This window comes from Runella sp. SP2, assembly GCF_003711225.1.
Classification (GTDB): domain Bacteria; phylum Bacteroidota; class Bacteroidia; order Cytophagales; family Spirosomataceae; genus Runella.
In genome coordinates, this window is record NZ_CP031030.1 from 2,394,744 (window position 1) to 2,412,551 (window position 17,808).

A 17,808-nucleotide genomic window follows, 5' to 3' on the forward strand; every position below is an offset into this window, starting at 1 on the left:
GCGCATTTGTATGATGGACTCCCAACAACCTAACGAGACCGAAGGATTACCACCTTTCATTAAAAGTTGGCGCCAAATGTACCGCATTGTCATTGGTACCTTATTAGTACTTATGGTGCTTTTTTACTTAATGATGAAGTATTTCGAATAATTTTCCCAGATTTCTAAACCTTTCACTTTCCACCTAATCCCTCCTGCCAATGAGTTTTATTGACTGGATTGTCTTAATTGGTACCCTCAGTTTTATCATTATTTACGGTATTTACCGAAGCCGTGGCAAGCAAAATATGGATGATTACCTTATTGCAGGTCAATCGCTACCTTGGTACCACGTATGCTTTTCCGTAATGGCTACGCAAGCGAGTGCGATTACTTTTTTATCTGCCCCAGGCCAAGGCTTTGCCGACGGAATGCGCTTTGTTCAGTTTTATTTTGGGCTTCCGTTGGCGATGGTCGTGCTTAGTATCACTTTTGTACCCATTTTTCACCGACTTAAAGTTTTCACTGCCTACGAATTTCTCGAAACTAGGTTTGATGGTAGAGTTCGTATTTTTACCGTTATCCTATTTTTATTATCACGCGGGCTTTCAACGGGGCTTTCCATTTACGCTCCTTCCATCATTTTAGCCACTATTTTAGGCTGGGATTTAACTTGGACCAATATTTTGATGGGCTCGTTGGTATTGATTTATACCGTTACGGGCGGCACAAAAGCCATTTCTCATACCCATTTACAGCAAATGATTATTGTGACCATGGCCATGTTTGTGGCGGGTTACATGGTTGTTCATCTGTTGCCCAGTGACATTGGTTTTGTGGATGCACTCAAGATTGCGGGGAAAGCAGGACGTCTTAATACCATTGATTTTCATTTTGACCCCAATAGCCGTTATAATATTTGGTCGGGTCTGATTGGAGGCTTCTTTTTGCAACTATCGTATTTTGGCACTGACCAATCGCAAGTAGGCCGCTACCTCACAGGTGAGTCGATTGGACAAAGCCGCATGGGGCTTGTGATGAATGGTTTATTAAAAATTCCGATGCAATTCCTGATTTTGCTCGTTGGAGTGCTCGTTTTTGTCTATTATCAATACAATCCCGCCCCGTTATTTTTTAACAAAGTAGAAACTGACAAACTCAGAAATAGCGAATACGCCGCCGATTACCAATCGTTGGAAGAGAAACATTCATTGGCAGTGAGCAGTCAGCGGGCAGCCGTAGATGGCTTGGCCAAAGCATTAGATTCTAGAGACGAAACTTCGATTGCCCGTTGGCAAGAAGCCTTGAAAGAATCGGACGACACCCAAAAACAGCTTAAAAAAGACGCGGTTTCCTTGATTAAGAAAAACAACCCAACCGCCGATACCAGCGATGTAAATTACGTATTCTTGCGATTCGTACTCGACCGCCTCCCCATTGGGCTGATTGGTCTATTAATTGCCGTCATTTTTAGTGCGTCAATGGGCTCGATTGCCGCTGCCTACAACTCCCTGGCCTCTACCACGGTCGTTGATTTATACAAACGCGTCTATAAAACCGATGCCAGCGACAATCATTATTTGATGGCAACCCGCATTTCTACCATTGGATGGGGCATTTTTTGCATTTTTGTGGCGCAATACGCCAGCAAATTAGGAAGCATGATTGAAGCCGTCAATATTCTTGGTTCGCTTTTCTACGGCGTTATTTTAGGGATATTCTTGGTCGCGTTTTACTTCAAAAACATTGGTGGTAAGGCTACTTTTTGGGGAGCAATTGTGGCCGAAATCGGCGTAGTTCTTTGCTGGTGGTATGACTTAATGGCATTTTTATGGCTCAACGTCGTCGGATGCGTACTCGTCATTGCTTTTGCGTGGATAATTCAAAAAATTAAGCCTGCCAACGCCTAATTGTCGCTCTCCGTTCTGACCGAAAATAATCGCTTCAACCAGCCCATTTTTTCTTCTTTTTCTTCTTTTTTTGCTTGTTCGTCTAAGTCAAAATGAGAGAAATCGGAAAGGATGGGCTGGCCTGCATCCACCCAACAAGTAAACCAAAAATCCGCCACCATTTTAACAGAAGCACGCATCTGCCGTTCGACCTGGCGGTTTAGCAGCTGGTGGTACCGTTCCGAAAACTCCCTCGAATAGGTCTTTACTATCACCCCATTACGATCTTCTAATACGTATTTTTGTTCAGGTCGAAATTTCGCCGACAACTCCCGCTCAAAACGTAAGACACTGTCCAATCCTGCATTGGCATTTCGGACGGCCTGCCAAGCGCGGTGGGCTACTTTGTGTTCATACATAGCCGCACCAACAAACATATCATAACTTTCTCCGTACAATTCTGCAACCCTCGACTCCCAAAAGGCATGAATCCCTTCCTGAGCCGTCATTTGTCCGTTGTAATTGCGGGTTGTGTGCAGAGGGACGTTGGCATCGGCAATATAATGTCCCAAATCTGCCGCTACCCGTAAGATACGGCGGGGATTTTTTTGACGAAATGCTTCCGTTAGCTGAAATTTGTATTGCTGGATTGCCCAAGGTACGGTGCCATTAAGCGCCAACGTATCTTCTCCGTATTTTTCAACGGCCTCTTTCCAATAATAAGGCAGTTTATACAACGCACTATCTCCATACGCTTCGGCATCAATATAATGACGTGGAGCCTCTCCCACCACTGCATAACGCCTTTTGTCGGGATTGACCGCATTTTCGGTCAAGTAGTTAATTTGTTTTTTGAAAAACACTTGCATTTCGGGAGGAAGGCTAAAAACCGCGAGACGGTTGATGCGCTGGTGCGCCCAAAAACCCCACTTTATTTTACCAGAAAAGCCACAAATTGGGATATTCAACAATAACAGAAGAAAAATTAGGGTAAATATTTTCCGAATTAAACATAGATTACAGGGGTACACCCCAAATTTTATTTGGTATTCGCTCTTTACACAAAAGTGTATTATTGTATTTTTTATCCTCAAAAACTGAAATAAAACCATTTTGGAACTGCAAATTGGCTTAAAATAAGTTTTTGAATTAAGTAATTGGCTGAGTATTTTTTGCAGAATCATCGAATTAATCTTCAAATTTTTACTGAGACGTTGAATAAGGTTGTATCGTCACTTTTAATACGGTCATAATTTGATTTGGCAAAATGCAAAAAATACAGAATTGTTTATATTTTTAATAAAAAAAGTACAATTTTTAAATTTCGTTCGTTATCTTTGCACCGTATTCAAAATCAGACGTGAAAACTGAAGTTTAAAAATCAAATTATTACCAAAATGAACAAGAAGAAGTTTTTCGGATATATCAAACCAGTATTTGGCCTTTGTGTATTTATGCTCATCATTTACGGAGCCTACACACCAAGTCAGAATGCAGAGATTCAAAAAATCGTTTGCATTAAATTTAAGGCCGACGCAAGTGCCGCCGACATTGAGCGCCACATGAATGAATTTGCTCAGCTCCGCCGTGAGATTCACCAAATGGTTGCTTACTCAGGTGGTAAAACGTTGAGCGTGGCAGGAAGCTCAGAATATGATGCGATGCACTATCTTACTTTCCGCACGAAGGATGACATTTTGACGTTCCAAAATCACCCAAAATACCAAGAGTTCGTAAAAAACAACCAAGCATCTTGGGAAAAAGAATTGGTGATTGACGCAAGCATTGCTAAATAGTTTTTCTCAAAACTAGCCAACAAAAAAGCCTCGGCATTGCCGAGGCTTTTTTGTTGGGGACGGGGCAGGATTACCCTGCCACCTTACCCATCACATATAACTCTTCCAAATGAGGCGTCGGGTTGCCTCCTTTCTTTTCGAGCGTGACTGCAAATGCTTCTGCTTGTCCCGTCGTTTTCATTTTTTGGAAGGCAGTACTTACATCAAACACGCCTAAATCAACTGGTTTACCTCCTACCAACGCCCAAAGTTGATATTGTTTGTCGGCACTAGGAGTAGGCAATGACAAAACACTTAACTGAACTTCCTGCGTTTTAGGATTCCACACAACCCGCACCGAACTATTGGGTGATTTTTCTACCCCTTTCAAAGTCACAAACTGGTTATTTGCATCATTTAATTGCGCAATTTGCGTCGTTTGTGCTTTAATTTCATTCTGTTGTTGTGCCACCGTTGTTGAAAGTGTATCCAAACGAGCGTTAAAATACACCACCGAACCTACCAAAGCAACCACTGAGGCCGCCGCTACCCACCCCCATTGAAAGGAATTTGCGCGAGAATTAAGCGGTAAAACGGGCACATTATCTTCTTCTTCGACAACTTGTTCCACCTGTGTTTCAGGTTCGTCATCGGCAAAGGTGAGCTGTGCCATAATTTTACTTTTCAACGCAGCTGGGGCAGCCACTTTGTTGGCAAAAGCAAATCGTTCTATTGTATCGCTGAGACTATCTAACTCAGTCCTTATTTCGGGGTAAATTTTAGATAGGCAATCCACTTCCCTCCGTTCCTGATCGGAAACGTTCCCTGAGAGATAGTCTTCTAGGATACCTGATTCTATGTATTCTTTAACGTTAATCATGCACCAAAAAATTTTCTTAAATCCCTAAGAGCACTTCGCACACGCGTTTTTACCGTCCCAAGCGGCATATCTAGCCTTTGGGCTGCCTCTTCGTGCGTGTAGCCTCCCCAATACACCATTTCTATCAGCGTTTGCTGCTCCGGTTTTAGTTGCGACACCACTTCTTTAAGTTCGTTATTGTTAATTTCCTCATATATAGATTGACCTTGTTCTACAGTATATACGGCTGTATCTATATCTTGGATTTCGAGGCGATTAACTCGCAAATAATCTATCGACGTATTCCGTGCGATATTGAGCATCCAGGTAAACAAACGCCCTTTGCTTGAATCGTATTGGGCAATGTTCTTCCAAATTTTGACGAAGATTTCTTGCAGCAAATCCTGTGCAGTTTCTTCAGTGCGAACCACCTTTAAGATAACCCCGTACAGTGCGTCGGAATAATTATCATAAAGGTAATTGAAAGCTTTGCGATCTTGCCTTCGCAAAAGTTCCAATAGTTCGCTCTCATTCAATTTAGGCGTTTTTAATCCCATATAAAAAAGTTAAACCACTTGAGAATGGACAGTATTTACAAGTAAACAAAAGCGAGCGTACTTCTGTTTAAGAGCTTTCATGTATGCAATATCAAAAAAAAAAATCAGTCCTCTAAATCCAACTTGACATTCGCTCTCGTAGATAGTACCAAAAAGGCTATCCACCATGAAAAAGGCTATCCACCATGAAAAAAGGACTTATCAAAACCGTTAAAATTTCGCTTTACTCCTTAGGTTTTCTTTTTGTGGCATTTGTTGTTTATGCCAATCTAGAACCTGCACCCATGCACGCTTATGTAAAGCCAATTAGCATGACCATCATAAAAGTAGATGGGCTTGACGAAACTACTAATTCGGAAGCGTTACAAAAACAAATTAGTCAACAAAAAGGGGTCACCGCTTGTACAGTCAATCCCGCAAGTCAACTCGTAAGCATCACTTTTGACCCTGATGCTACCAACGAGTCTTCTTTGAAATCACTGGTAGGAAGTTTTTCTGCCAAAAAAGTTGAGCCCGCATCCTTTGATGGCATTGCAGCAAGCGGTCCTCAGTGCCCCGTGCCGTTGTCATACATTCAAGCATTTGAGCGCGCAAAATACGCCTTCTGTTTCCGTTAGCATCTTTTATTTTCTCTCAATAACTACTCAAGTTTTAATTTAATCCATTTTCTCAATCAATTAAATCAATTAAAACCATGAAAAAAGCATTTTTGTCTTTATCGGTTGCGCTTGTGTTCATTATGTCATCTTGTAAGAAAGAAGAAGAAGCAGCGCCAAAATCTCTTTACGAACGTTTGGGTGGAGTTGATGCCATCTCAGCTGTTGTGGATCAGTTTATTACTAACGTAGCAGCTGACCCTAACATGGTTCGTACGTTTACGCCACTTCTACAAGAAGTACAAAAAGGCAACACAGCTCGCTTAACAGCCCTTCGTAACAACTTGATTGACCAGATTGGTGAAGCCAGTGGTGGTCCTCAAAAATACAAAGGCAAAGACATGGTAACAGCTCACAAAGGTATGAATATCACTGATACTGAGTTTAATTCATTGGTCAATGACTTGGTAATGGCCTTGAATAAATTCAATGTACCATCTACCGAGCAAAACGAACTTTTAGGTGTTTTAGGAGGCTTGAAAGGCCAAATCGTTGGCAAATAGTAGGGTCTGGTTGGGTAGTTGAGTATTACAGCAGGGCAAATTGCCCTGCTGTTTTTTTTTACTCAACCCAAAGTACCAACCCTTTGAGGTAGCTTCCTTCAGGATGGAAAAGATTGACGGGGTGGTCGGCGGGCTGCGTAATTTGGTGTAAAACTCGCACTTGACGCCCTGCCTCGATGGCCGCTGCTACAATGGTATTGTAGAATAACTCACGGTCCACTACTTGCGAACACGAAAAGGTAAACAATATCCCGTTTGGTTTTAAATGCTTGATGCCCTCTGCATTCAATCGCTTATACCCTTGTACGGCGCGATGACGCGCCGACATGCTCTTGGCATAGGCTGGTGGATCAAGAATCATCAAATCGTAAGTACCAGTTGTTTCTTTTAGAAACTTCATTACGTCTTCTGCATACGAGTTGTGGTTTGGTGTCTCACCAAAATTGGCTTCCACATTTCGTTCCGTCAATTCAATCGCTTTTTTGGAGGCATCCACCGAATCGACCGATTGTGCTCCTTCTGCCAAAGCATAAATAGAAAAACCTCCCGAATAGCAAAACGCATTCAGTACATTTTTCCCTTTGGCATAGCTTCCCAACAACCGTCGGTTATCGCGTTGATCGAGGAAAAAGCCCGTTTTTTGCCCAGTTTCCCAATCAATCAAAAAAGTATGTCCATTTTCTTTGACAGGATGCGGTACTGGACAACTGCCGAATACGTACCCGTTTTGGGTAGTTTTGGCAAATTCATCGGGCAAGGTATCGGCACTTTTATTATAAATGGCTTTCAAATCACTGCCGTACAACTCCTGCAGTGCTTGCGCCAACTCATTGAGCACACGATACATCCCAATCGAATGGGCTTGAATAACCAACACTCCGTTGTAGAAGTCGATAATAAGCCCAGGTAAACCATCCCCTTCGCCGTGTACCAAACGGTAGCTGTTGGTGATGGTTTCCTCACTCCCCCATTGGGTGGCAAACAACTGCTGGCGGACGGTCAACGCTTTTTGCAATTTCTGTTTCCAAAAATCGACGTTGGGTACAATTTGTTCAAAACTGAACAATTTTACGGCAATGTTGCCATTATGATAATGCCCCGTTGCTAGGTACTGGCCACGGCTATCACAAACTTCAACGATTTCACCGTCAGTTGGTTGGCCTTTGATTCGGGCGATAGCTCCCGAAAAAACCCACGGATGAAACCGCCGTACGGCTTCGTCGCGATTGGGTTTTAGATATACAATTGGAAAAGAATGCACGAAGATATTTATTAATTGGAAAGACAAAAATACTTAGCTCAATGCAAGTAGAAAGCACATTTTTCGTTTTTTTTCCTGAAACTAACCACCAATCACCAATGAATCGTCGCGATTTTTTGAAACAAACCTCCGCATTAAGCGCGGGAATTGCCCTCACACCAAGTCTTTTTACTGAAGCGAAACCCATCAAAAAATTTGGAATTCAGCTTTACAGCGTTCGTGATTTGATGCCAAAAGATGCCAAAGGAACCATGAAAAAACTGGCTGAAATGGGCTATACACAATTTGAAAGCTACGGCGGGCCTGACTTTTTGTGGGGAATGTCGCCGAAAGAATGTAAAACTTTTTTGGGTGATATGGGCGTCAAAATGGTAAGTACGCACTTTGACATGAACAAAGACCTCGACAAAAACATCGAGCGTGGCGCCGAAGCAGGCCTTAAATACATGCTTTGTCCTTATCTAGGGCCTCAAAAAACGATTGATGAATGGAAGAAAAAAGCTGATTTGTTTAACCAAGTGGGAGAAAAAGTGACCAACGCGGGAATGAAATTTGGCTACCACAACCACGATTACTCTTTTAAGCCACTCGAAGGCCAAATTCCGCACGAAGTGCTTTTGGCAAACACTGACCCCAAAAAGGTGATGTTTGAATTGGATTTGTGCTGGATTGTAGCAGCGGGACAAGATGCTGTTGAGCACTTCAAAAAGTATGGAAAACGCTACGAATTGGTACACATCAAAGACATGGTAAAAGACAGTAGCGGCAAAGTAACCCAGAAAGATTTGGGGCAAGGCTCAATTGACTTTGTGACGATTTTGAAAGCTGCCAAAAAAGCGGGGGTAAAATACTACCTAGTTGAACAAGAACAATACCCTGGAGCGTCGATTGATAGCATCAAAGTAGATGCCGATTGGATGAAACAACTTTCGATTTAATATTAATCAACCTCCCGAAAGTTTGGAAGAACCTCCCGAAAGTTTAAAACTTTCGGGAGGTTTTGGTTTATCTCACTCCCCTTCTCGCACTCCCGCTTCGGGTTTGAGGACGTACACGTCCAACATCGCCTTAGGACGGGCAAGGTACTCACGGAGCAAGGTTTTAAGCGAATAGCCATCGGGTACATCTTGCGCGGCAAATCCGACGGCATCCACCCCTTCATGTTCGGCTAAATAAAGCGCTCGGGCATTGTGAAAATTTTGGGAAATTATCGTCACACGTTCTTGGCCATACACCTCACGGCTCCTGACAACGGAATCAAACGTTCGATAGCCTGCGGTGTCAAGTAGCAATACATCTTCAGGAATCCCCAATTTTGTCAATGCTTGTTTCATGGCTTTGGGTTCGTCGTACGTTTCGGCTTCTTTGTTACCGCTCAAAATCAGGTACTTGACTTTTCCCTCTTTAAACAATAGTGCCGAGGCTTCCATTCGGTATTTAAAAAACAAGTTTTCCTTCCCACGTGCGACGTATTTGCTTGTCCCCAAAACCAGCCCAACGTCGTTGGAAGGTAAAGAAGAAACGTCAAAAAATACCCTATGGCGGGTCGTTAGTACCACAATCCAATTACACAACAACACTGCCACTACCACTCCAAACACCGACCACAAGCCCGCCTTGATGAGTTTTTTCATCAAAGAGACCCGCAAACGGCGCGAATGGCGAATGGCGTTGATATGTAAAAAAGCGGTTTTCACATTGCTCGTTTTTTAGAATAGCCCCAACTGCCCCGTCTCATCGGGAGCTGTGGGTGGGGTTTGAGGTGACGTTTCGTCTTCTTCAGACGACGCGGCTATTTCTGGTGATTCATTTTCAACAATTTCTGGTTCGGCTATTTCCGCTTGAATGGATTCGAGCTGCTTTATTTCTTTGATTTTCAAAGCAGAAACCCGATTGCCCAGGGCTTTCCAGCCTCTTACCTCTACAAATTCATCCAAAGTATATTGTTCAACCTGGTTCTCCGTTTTGCTCTTTTCTATCACCACTTCCATGCGTGGATGTACGTCCGTAGAAACAAAAACGATTTTAGACCCCTTGTTTTCACCAATAAACGAAAATTTCTTATCGGTGGTTGTGGTTTCTATTTTAAAACGCTTGGCAAAGTAATTTTTTTGTACCGATTCGTAATAAACTGCCGTAATAGGTTTTTCAGGAACAAACTTCTCCAAAAGCACCAGCTCTTTGGGTTCATAACGGTTGGTCAAATCAAAGCTGGTAAGTTCGTATGTACCTTCTTTGTAAAGAACTAAAATCAGGTCGCCATTGTCAAAATTACCCAAATAACGCCCTCGTTCGTCACGATTCAAACGACCTAGCACTTCGTCGTACCACAAGTCAACGCCACCGAGTGTTGAGGCTCCTGCCGATTTAAAGGCTATTTTGCGGACGGGATACTTGGTCAGTACATTTCCCATGGCCGAGCGATTTTTGACTGCTAACTTAGAAAAATCAAAATCAAAAATCTTGATTCGTGCCGTACTTTGGGCAGTTAAATTTACCGTAATTATTTCCGCTTCACCGTTGTCATTGGCACTAAAATACGTCATTTTCGACTTGTTTGTCCCCAATGACACGTCATAATCTTTGTCGCGCGTGATACCCGTGACGGCAAAACGTTTGGCATAGCTTACCCCTGATTTACCATCAAGGTAGGTGACATTATATATTTTACGCTCGTCGTTTTTCTTAAACACCGACACATAAACAATGTCTTTACCTACAAAAACTTTATCAGCTACGCGAACAATTTTGTATTTCCCATCACGTCGAAACACAATGATGTCGTCAATATCCGAACAGTCCATGACGTATTCATCTTTTTTCAATCCATAACCAATAAAACCTTCTTCGCGGTTAACGTACAGTTTTTGGTTTGCAGCTGCTACGACGGTCGCCGCAATGGTATTAAACGAACGAATTTCGGTACGACGCCCACGGTCTTTGCCATATTTTTTCAACAAATCTTTGAAATAATTGATGGCATAGCGTGTCAAATGAACGAGGTTATCTTCCACTTCGGCCAACTCCGCCTCTAGGCGTTTCATGGCTTCATCAGCCTTAAAGGCATCGTATTTTGAAATACGTTTGATGCGCAATTCGGTCAAGCGCAGAATATCCTCTTCGACAATTTCGCGGTAAAAGTCATTTTTATATGGTGTTAGTCCCGCATCAATCGTTTGAATAACCGCCTCAAACGTTTCGCACTCTTCAATATCGCGGTAAATGCGATTTTCGATAAAGATTTTCTCTAATGAACTGTATAAAAGTTTTTCTTTTAGCTCAAATCGTTTGATTTCTAGCTCACGTTTGAGCAAATGTACTGTTTGGTCGGTACACGTTTTTAAGATTTGAGAAACCGTCACAAAGTGGGGTTTTTCGTCGATAATCACGCAGGCATTTGGCGAAATACTTACCTCACACTCCGTAAAAGCATACAAAGCATCAATGGTAATGTCGGGCGAAACGCCTGGAGCAAGGTGGATAACAATCTCCACGTCCCTTGCCGTGAGGTCTTCCACCGCTTGCATTCCCTTTTCGGGTTTTTTAATCTTAATTTTCCCTTCCTCGCTGGCCTTGATTATCGAATCCTTGATGGAAGTCGTGGTTGTTCCAAACGGAATTTCACGAATCACCAACGTTTTCTTATCAAGCTCTTCAATTTTGGCCCGCACGCGAATTTTTCCGCTCCGAAGTCCATCGTTGTAGTTAGTTACATCGACAAACCCTCCCGTTGGAAAATCAGGGTATAACGTAAACGGCAATCCTTTCAAATAAGCCATTGACGCCTCAATCAATTCCACAAAATTATGCGGCATGATTTTGGTCGAAAGCCCCACGGCAATCCCTTCCACCCCCATGGCCAAGAGCAACGGAAACTTCACGGGTAGCGTAACAGGCTCTCGTTTACGGCCGTCGTAGCTCATTTGCCACTCGGTTGTATCTTCATTAAAAACTACGTCGTTGCCAAACTTAGAAAGGCGCACTTCGATGTAGCGAGCGGCAGCTGCGCCATCCCCCGTTCGGATGTCACCCCAGCTACCTTGGGTATCAAACACCAGGTCTTTTTGACCCATGTTGACAATCGCTTCGTTGATTGACGCGTCGCCGTGCGGGTGAAACTGCATGGTAGCCCCAATCACGTTGGCTACTTTGTTAAAGCGCCCATCGTCCATTTCTTTCAGCGCATGAAGAATACGGCGCTGCACAGGTTTTAGGCCATCCTCGATGTTGGGTACGGCTCGCTCTAGGATTACATAAGAGGCATAATCCAAAAACCAGTTTTGATACATATCCGACACCACCAACTGGTCGTGGCGGGTGTGTTCAAGGGGATTTTGGTCTTCGGGTAAAGTGTCGTTAATTTCGCTCATCGGTTCGTATTGAGTGCCACGTAATGTAAGGGTTTTATCAACCCTTTTACCAAAATAGTCGCTCAATCGCTATTGGTAAATTACAATTTTTTAACACGTAAATATACAAAAAAATGTCCAAAAATCACGTTTTAGACCCACTCAATACCTTTTTTTAGCATCGAAAGCGTGTATTCTTCGCGCGATTGAGAAACGGGACGATAATCGTATTCCCAGCCTGCTAAAGGTGGCAAACTCATTAAGATTGACTCCGTTCGTCCACCCGTTTCTAGTCCAAATTTTGTGCCACGGTCCCACACCAGATTAAATTCCACGTAACGCCCACGGCGTACCAGCTGCCACTTTTTTTCTTCTTCACTATACGGAATATTAGCATTTTTTTTCATCAATGCCGTATAAGTGGGTGCAAAGGTTTCGCCTACAGCTTTGACAAATTCAAACAGCTGATTCTTCTGGGCGTCGGAGGTAGGTTTCAAATAATCGAAGAATATTCCTCCCACGCCACGGGTTTCTTGGCGGTGCGGCAAGAAGAAATAATCATCTGCCCAATTTTTAAATTTGGGATAGTAATTGACATCGTGGGCATCGCAGGTAGCTTTGAGTTGTTGGTGAAACCAGCGAGCATCCTCATCAACGACGTAATGCGGCGTCAGGTCAATCCCTCCCCCAAACCAGCTTGTGCCGTTGGACATCTCAAAGTAGCGAACATTCATGTGAATGATGGGAACCATCGGGCTGTTGGGGTGCATCACAATCGACACCCCCGTGGCAAAATAATCGGCCCGCTCGGTGAGGTTCATTTGTTTCATGAGCGCCTCGGAAGTTTGTCCCTGCACCGCCGAAAAATTGACACCTCCTTTTTCAAGGATATTTCCCGCCTGAATCAAGCGCGTTCGGCCACCGCCACCGCCGTGGTGTTGCCAAAGGTCTTCATGAAACTTGCCTTTTCCGTCGGTTTGTTCGATGGCTCTACAGATTTGGTCTTGTAACTGTTGGAAGTAATCAGAAATCGTGTTACGCATTTTTTAATTTAAAAAATCAAATAATAGTCTTTTAATAAAGTACGAAAACCCTCAGAATACTTACCATCCCCTTCATGAATGGTAAGTTTCTCTATCTGCAAGGGCTTATTTTGCCACTGGAAGGTCGTTATAAGTCGAAAAAGTGCTTTTTCTTCTCGTTGAAAAACTTGTAATTGCTTGACAGGCCAAAGTCCTTTTTCCTGCATAAGCTCGGTCAATTTTTGGGTTTCAAAAGGTGGCAACAACACCACAAATCGGCCTTTTTTTAAGAGCAATTGGGCGACTGAATTGGCCAATTCGGCCAACGTAAGACTCTCGGTATGCAGCGCTTGGTTTTTAATTTCGTTGGTAGAAAGCAAGTGATTTTCAAAAAAGGGAGGATTACTGATAATAAAATCGTAGCCCTTTTCTTTATCCCAATTCTGGAGAGCAGTTTCATAAACCCGTATCCGTTCGGCAAAAGGGCTTTGACTGACATTTTCTTGGGCTTGTTCGGCACTTGAGGGCTCAATTTCGATGGCATCGATGCGCAAATTTTCGTTCCTTTGCGCTACCATCAAGGCCAGCACGCCAGTCCCTGTGCCAATATCCAGCCCTCTTTTCACCCCGTCCACCGACGCGTACGCCCCTAGCAAACAGGCTTCTGTACATACCCGCAATGAACTGCGGTCGTGCCAGACAGTAAATTGTTTGAACTTAAAATAGGGGTTTGAACTACGTCCCATGTTGTTTGTTTAAAAAGATTATGCAACTACTTTCGGCCAAAATCAGCGGGATTTTCCCCCCAATATTCCGTTTCCCATTTTAAAATTGAGTTCGAATAGGTATTTTTTGAAAGCCATTCTTCTGCCCGTTGCAGCATTTCGAACAACGCTTTGTTACGCGGAGTCACTTCCAGTTTGGTGTTGGCATGTTTACGTTTAATCCACGCCATAGCCGTTTTGGAGTCGGTATAAATGGGCAAATTGCTTTGGTGCTTTTGCAAGTACGCTAAACCGTGAACAATTGCCAAAAACTCACCAATATTGTTTGTCCCGTCCTGAAAAGGGCCTTGGTGAAACAGCTTTTGCCCCGTCCTGACATATACTCCCTGATACTCCATATCGCCCGTGGCGGTGTTCCAAGCGGCATCAACTGCAATGCTTTCAGCGTTGGGTTTGCCCACATTGGCAGGGGCTTCTTTCAGCGCAGGCTTGGGTTTGCTCGGAGTAATAAATTCCCAATAACTTTTGCTAAGCGCAGCTTCTGCTTCTTTTAAAGTATCAAATGACTTGTATTTTGCCTCGGCAAAACCCTTGATTTGCGCCTCGCACTCGTCCCACTCCGTAAACACCCCACGACGGCGTCCTTCCCAAACTACGTAAAATTTTCTTTTTTTAGCCATGTTACAAACATAAAGAAAGTACGGGGTAAAAACGGAATCTCAACGCCTTTAGAAGGAAATTCCACTACAAATTCTATGAAATTTCCTTTTTTAGTGGGCGCTTTGGCTCTTTCAAGTTTAGCCATCGCCCAAAAAGGGGTCGTCCTCACCCCCAACGAGACCGAAAAGAAAATCGACGTTACAATCGACGGCAAGCCTTTCACAAGTTATTTTTATCCAGGCCCCGATGTTTTAAAAAAAGCAGTTCTTTATCCCCTGCTTACCGCCCAAGGCACTGAAATTACGCGCGGCTGGCCCATCAAACCTCGTACGGGTGAACGTGTGGATCACCCACACCACGTCGGGATGTGGCTCAACTATGAATCGGTCAACGCCCACGACTTTTGGAACAACTCTACAAAAGTAGATCACGAAAAACACACCTACGGGACCATCGTTCATACGGGAATCGCCAAAATGAAAAGTGGCAAAAACGAAGGTACCCTTACCGTTACGGCCGACTGGCTCGACAAAAAAGGGGGCTTGATGTTGACCGAAACTACCACGTATATTTTTAAAGGAGACGCCACCACCCGCACCGTTGACCGCATCACTACGCTAACTGCTAAAACCGAAGTAGTGTTTAAAGACGTAAAGGACGGCATGTTTGCCATTCGCGTCGCTCGACAACTGGAACATCCTTCTACGGGGCCTTCTGAGTTTACGGATGCTTACGGGGTAGTGACCAAAGTTTCGTCGATGGACAACACGGGCATTACGGGCAGTTATCGAACCAGTGAAGGAGTTGAGGGTGACAATGTTTGGAGTACGCGCGGCCGTTGGTGCAACTTACGCGGAAAGATGGGCGACGAAACCATCAATGTCGTTATTCTCGACCACCCCAAAAATGTGGGTTATCCGACTTATTGGCACGCCCGTGGCTACGGTCTTTTTGCCGCCAACCCGCTTGGACAAGCTATTTTTAGTAAGGGTAAAGAAAATCTTAATCTGACGCTTAAAAACGGCGAGTCCACTACTTTCCGATACCGCACGGTTATCGCTTCAAAAACCCTTTCTGACGACCAAATCAATAAAATCGCGGCAGATTTTGGGAAGTAGCCTGGGTCAGACGATAGTCAGACCCAATAAGAGCAAGTAACGATGATAGTCAGGCCAAGTACCTACCCGAATTGTATTCGGTCTGACTGTCGTCTGACCGAGTGTCAAAGTAGCCTGGGTCAGACGATAGTCAGACCCAATAAGAGCAAGTAACGATGATAGTCAGGCCAAGTACCTACCCGAATTGTATTCGGTCTGACTGTCGTCTGACCGAGTGTCAAGTCAGACGATAGTCAGACCGAGTGTCAAGCGCAGCTATTTGAGGTTTGTAGGCCGTAGGTAGAATGGTATCCTTTAGTAAATTTTCAAGCTTTAGGTACCTAAACAACTTGTACGTAGTAACCACAGGTATTAAAAGTGGAATTTTGCCAAGTCCCAAAAGCCGATTAACCCTTTGAGGAACGACTAAAGTTTGCGCTTGCTTTAGAATAAAAAAGCGAACGCCGCCCAAATGTTTTTGGTATTGGCGGTACAGGTCATGGGTAAATTCGCTCGACAGTAAGTTGTCCCGCAAGTGTTCTTCACGCATTTTTTGCCAATCCTCAAAGGTTGTAGGTAGCCCCTGAATACCCATTCTAGCCCCTACCCGATAAAATACGTCGAAGGTTTCTTCTTTTTCTTCTTGGGTTAATTTCCGTTCCAGCACCTCAAACGCACGAATGGAATAATCAATCAGCATAAAAAGCACATCGCGGTAGGCCCAATCGGGGATTTGAGCGGCTCGTTTTTGCTCAACAGCTTGGTGAATGGCGGCGATTTTATCAATGGAATTAAGGGCTTGCTCCTCCTCCGAAAACACAATTTGACGAGCGTAAGCCACCGTCGAAAACAACCGACCAAGCGGGTCAGAGGGCAGCTTTCCCGTAAAATACAGCCAATCGACGGCTTTATTGAGGGCAAACTCAGCCGATGCCCCCGCAAAAATAAACAAGATGGTATCAGCTTTCCCCCATATTGTCCGAACGATGGAATTGGGTGCGACGAAGTAGCTCATTTGGACGATTGAATAGTAATGATACTTTCTACAAAAAACACAAACAACGCCCCTAGTGAATAGGCCAATATATCGAGCCAAGAAAAGCTTGTTCCTAAAACCACTCTTGCAATTTTGACTTTTTCAAGGCCAATTATTTCGACAAAGTTGATAAACTGTAAGGCTTCTATAAAAAAGCTAAAAAGTAAAGTTCCTACAATTGTCGGCACAACGCTAAAAGGTGTAACCCCTCGCACTAAGGTGTAAATCAGAATCACAACTAAAAAATCTCCTCCAAAAGGGCGCAGAAAAGCATCATGAACGAAAGCTGCAATGGCTACTTCAATCAGAAATATGACAATTGCTATCGTTAGGTAGTGTTTTTGAGAAAACATTTTAAAAAGTACTTTTATTTACAAAGTAAAATAAAAGCAGGCTACAATAAAAAGTTTCTTTGTAAAAATTTGAGCACATAATTTTTGTTTCCTGTCATGAGATTGTATGAAACAAAAAAAGCCCAGATTTCTCTGAGCTTTTTGCTTTGTGTTGGCGGTCCGGACGGGATTTGAAAACAACCGTACAAAAGGCTCTTTTTCAGAGAGTTAAAGATGTTCACATTTATTGAGTTAGCAAAACTCACAACAAATTTATAACAATACAAAAAAACAAACTCACATAAACCATTGACTTTGAGCAGCTTAACACAAAAAGCAACTTTGTAAGAAAAGAACAACTTTGAAAGCAAACTTGAGTCAGTTATTCTTTAGGCTTATCGAAAATAATTTCAGAACTATCTTGTAAACCTTCGTAGCCTATCCGTTTTGTATGTAATTGTCGCATTATCTCAAGTTGATACTCTCTAAATATCTCTCCTACTTTACCCAACAAGCCTTGTGCAATTGCATAGTTTAATATGTTATTATGCCAAAGTGCTTCTATGTAAAGCTTTCTCAAATTTTGTGGTTGCATTGTTGGGAGCGTTTGTTCAAGGTCAACAAGCCATTGAGTATTTGTATCTATACTATACTTTTCCTTATTGTCCTGAATCCAATAGAAGATAATCAACTCCAAGTCAATTTGAAGGCATTTTTTTATGTCTTGCAATTGTTTCTCTTTCTGCTTTAGCAGTTCACTTCTCACCTCAGCCAATTCCTTCCAATGATTCACAAGTACTTCTAACTCCTTTACCCGTTCATCATTCTTCACTACTTGTGGTTCGCCTGTTATCAGTTCCGTAACAGAGACATCCAACACCCTAGCTATCTTTTCCAGTTGTTCTACTGAAAGTTTACTGCCTCGCCTTTCAAGCTTAGCGTAATTTGATGGGTCAATTTCTAAAGCAGCTGCAATTTCCAATTGCTTAACTCGCTTTGCTTCTCTAATCGACTTTATGTTATATGATAAGTTCATTTTGCAAAAATAATGGTATTATTTAACAAGTTGAATATTAAATATTTACGAATATAATGGTTTTATTTTACC

At 43.1% G+C, this 17,808-nt stretch carries 18 protein-coding genes; 6 read left to right on the forward strand and 12 right to left on the reverse strand.

Translation table 11 applies throughout. The annotated features are described in order from the left end of the window. Positions 1-200 precede the first annotated feature (200 nt). The gene (locus DTQ70_RS10105; protein ID WP_122930696.1) at positions 201-1,889 is read left to right on the forward strand and encodes a sodium:solute symporter; all 1,689 of its coding nucleotides are present in this window, start codon (positions 201-203) and stop codon (positions 1,887-1,889) included. On the opposite strand, the gene DTQ70_RS10110 is transcribed toward DTQ70_RS10105, so the two are convergent. Continuing rightward, entirely contained in the window at positions 1,886-2,875 is a 990-nt protein-coding gene (locus tag DTQ70_RS10110) for a zinc dependent phospholipase C family protein (protein ID WP_122934343.1), read from the reverse strand. The genes DTQ70_RS10105 and DTQ70_RS10110 overlap by 4 nt on opposite strands. Positions 2,876-3,265: 390 nt before the next feature. On the opposite strand from DTQ70_RS10110, the gene DTQ70_RS10115 reads away from it, so the two are divergent. Further along, the gene (locus tag DTQ70_RS10115) at positions 3,266-3,664 is read left to right on the forward strand and encodes a Dabb family protein (protein ID WP_028525739.1); all 399 of its coding nucleotides are present in this window, start codon (positions 3,266-3,268) and stop codon (positions 3,662-3,664) included. Between the two features lie 70 nt (positions 3,665-3,734). On the opposite strand, the gene DTQ70_RS10120 is transcribed toward DTQ70_RS10115, so the two are convergent. Together DTQ70_RS10120 and DTQ70_RS10125 are read right to left on the reverse strand one after the other, a co-directional pair. Continuing rightward, positions 3,735-4,523: an anti-sigma factor domain-containing protein gene (locus DTQ70_RS10120; protein WP_122930697.1), complete on the reverse strand. Its 789-nt coding sequence runs from the start codon at positions 4,521-4,523 to the stop codon at positions 3,735-3,737. Beyond that, entirely contained in the window at positions 4,520-5,059 is a 540-nt protein-coding gene (locus tag DTQ70_RS10125) for an RNA polymerase sigma factor (protein WP_028525740.1), read from the reverse strand. The genes DTQ70_RS10120 and DTQ70_RS10125 overlap by 4 nt, the downstream gene beginning before the upstream one ends. A gap of 185 nt (positions 5,060-5,244) precedes the next feature. On the opposite strand from DTQ70_RS10125, the gene DTQ70_RS10130 reads away from it, so the two are divergent. Beyond that, positions 5,245-5,676 (forward strand): heavy-metal-associated domain-containing protein, encoded by a 432-nt coding sequence (locus tag DTQ70_RS10130; RefSeq protein WP_122930698.1) that lies wholly within the window; start codon positions 5,245-5,247, stop codon positions 5,674-5,676. Positions 5,677-5,753: 77 nt separating this feature from the next. Beyond that, positions 5,754-6,218: a group 1 truncated hemoglobin gene (locus DTQ70_RS10135; protein WP_122930699.1), complete on the forward strand. Its 465-nt coding sequence runs from the start codon at positions 5,754-5,756 to the stop codon at positions 6,216-6,218. A gap of 58 nt (positions 6,219-6,276) precedes the next feature. On the opposite strand, the gene DTQ70_RS10140 is transcribed toward DTQ70_RS10135, so the two are convergent. Next, positions 6,277-7,479, reverse strand: a complete 1,203-nt coding sequence (locus DTQ70_RS10140; RefSeq protein WP_122930700.1) for a class I SAM-dependent rRNA methyltransferase — start codon at positions 7,477-7,479, stop codon at positions 6,277-6,279. Positions 7,480-7,577: 98 nt separating this feature from the next. Between DTQ70_RS10140 and DTQ70_RS10145 the strand changes: the two genes are divergently transcribed. Continuing rightward, on the forward strand, positions 7,578-8,417 hold the full coding sequence (locus tag DTQ70_RS10145) for a sugar phosphate isomerase/epimerase (protein ID WP_122934344.1): 840 nt from the start codon (positions 7,578-7,580) through the stop codon (positions 8,415-8,417). A 72-nt stretch (positions 8,418-8,489) separates the two neighbouring features. On the opposite strand, the gene DTQ70_RS10150 is transcribed toward DTQ70_RS10145, so the two are convergent. The 5 genes from DTQ70_RS10150 to DTQ70_RS10170 all read right to left on the reverse strand — a co-directional run bounded on the left by DTQ70_RS10150 (position 8,490) and on the right by DTQ70_RS10170 (position 14,255). Then, positions 8,490-9,176: a vancomycin high temperature exclusion protein gene (locus DTQ70_RS10150; RefSeq protein WP_229600107.1), complete on the reverse strand. Its 687-nt coding sequence runs from the start codon at positions 9,174-9,176 to the stop codon at positions 8,490-8,492. A gap of 12 nt (positions 9,177-9,188) precedes the next feature. Beyond that, on the reverse strand, positions 9,189-11,849 hold the full coding sequence (locus DTQ70_RS10155; RefSeq protein ID WP_122934346.1) for a DNA gyrase/topoisomerase IV subunit A: 2,661 nt from the start codon (positions 11,847-11,849) through the stop codon (positions 9,189-9,191). A gap of 131 nt (positions 11,850-11,980) precedes the next feature. Beyond that, positions 11,981-12,871, reverse strand: coding sequence for an oxygen-dependent coproporphyrinogen oxidase (gene hemF / locus DTQ70_RS10160; protein WP_122930701.1), 891 nt, complete (start codon positions 12,869-12,871; stop codon positions 11,981-11,983). A gap of 8 nt (positions 12,872-12,879) precedes the next feature. After that, positions 12,880-13,596, reverse strand: a complete 717-nt coding sequence (locus DTQ70_RS10165; RefSeq protein WP_122930702.1) for a tRNA1(Val) (adenine(37)-N6)-methyltransferase — start codon at positions 13,594-13,596, stop codon at positions 12,880-12,882. 26 nt (positions 13,597-13,622) lie between these two features. Continuing rightward, positions 13,623-14,255, reverse strand: a complete 633-nt coding sequence (locus DTQ70_RS10170; protein ID WP_122930703.1) for a viroplasmin family protein — start codon at positions 14,253-14,255, stop codon at positions 13,623-13,625. A gap of 75 nt (positions 14,256-14,330) precedes the next feature. Here DTQ70_RS10170 and DTQ70_RS10175 point away from each other — a divergent pair, with 75 nt between their 5' ends. Next, positions 14,331-15,353, forward strand: coding sequence for a PmoA family protein (locus tag DTQ70_RS10175; protein ID WP_122930704.1), 1,023 nt, complete (start codon positions 14,331-14,333; stop codon positions 15,351-15,353). A gap of 217 nt (positions 15,354-15,570) precedes the next feature. Here the strand turns inward: DTQ70_RS10175 and DTQ70_RS10180 are convergent, their stop codons facing one another. From DTQ70_RS10180 to DTQ70_RS10195, 3 genes are all read right to left on the reverse strand, one after another. Continuing rightward, positions 15,571-16,347 carry an oxygenase MpaB family protein gene (locus DTQ70_RS10180; RefSeq protein WP_122930705.1) on the reverse strand — a complete coding sequence of 259 codons (777 nt, stop codon included), beginning with the start codon at positions 16,345-16,347 and terminating at the stop codon, positions 15,571-15,573. Then, the gene (locus tag DTQ70_RS10185) at positions 16,344-16,721 is read right to left on the reverse strand and encodes a DUF2809 domain-containing protein (RefSeq protein WP_122930706.1); all 378 of its coding nucleotides are present in this window, start codon (positions 16,719-16,721) and stop codon (positions 16,344-16,346) included. Before DTQ70_RS10185 ends, DTQ70_RS10180 begins: the two co-directional genes overlap by 4 nt. A 361-nt stretch (positions 16,722-17,082) precedes the next feature. Continuing rightward, positions 17,083-17,736, reverse strand: a complete 654-nt coding sequence (locus tag DTQ70_RS10195) for a helix-turn-helix domain-containing protein (RefSeq protein ID WP_122930708.1) — start codon at positions 17,734-17,736, stop codon at positions 17,083-17,085. Positions 17,737-17,808 lie beyond the last annotated feature (72 nt).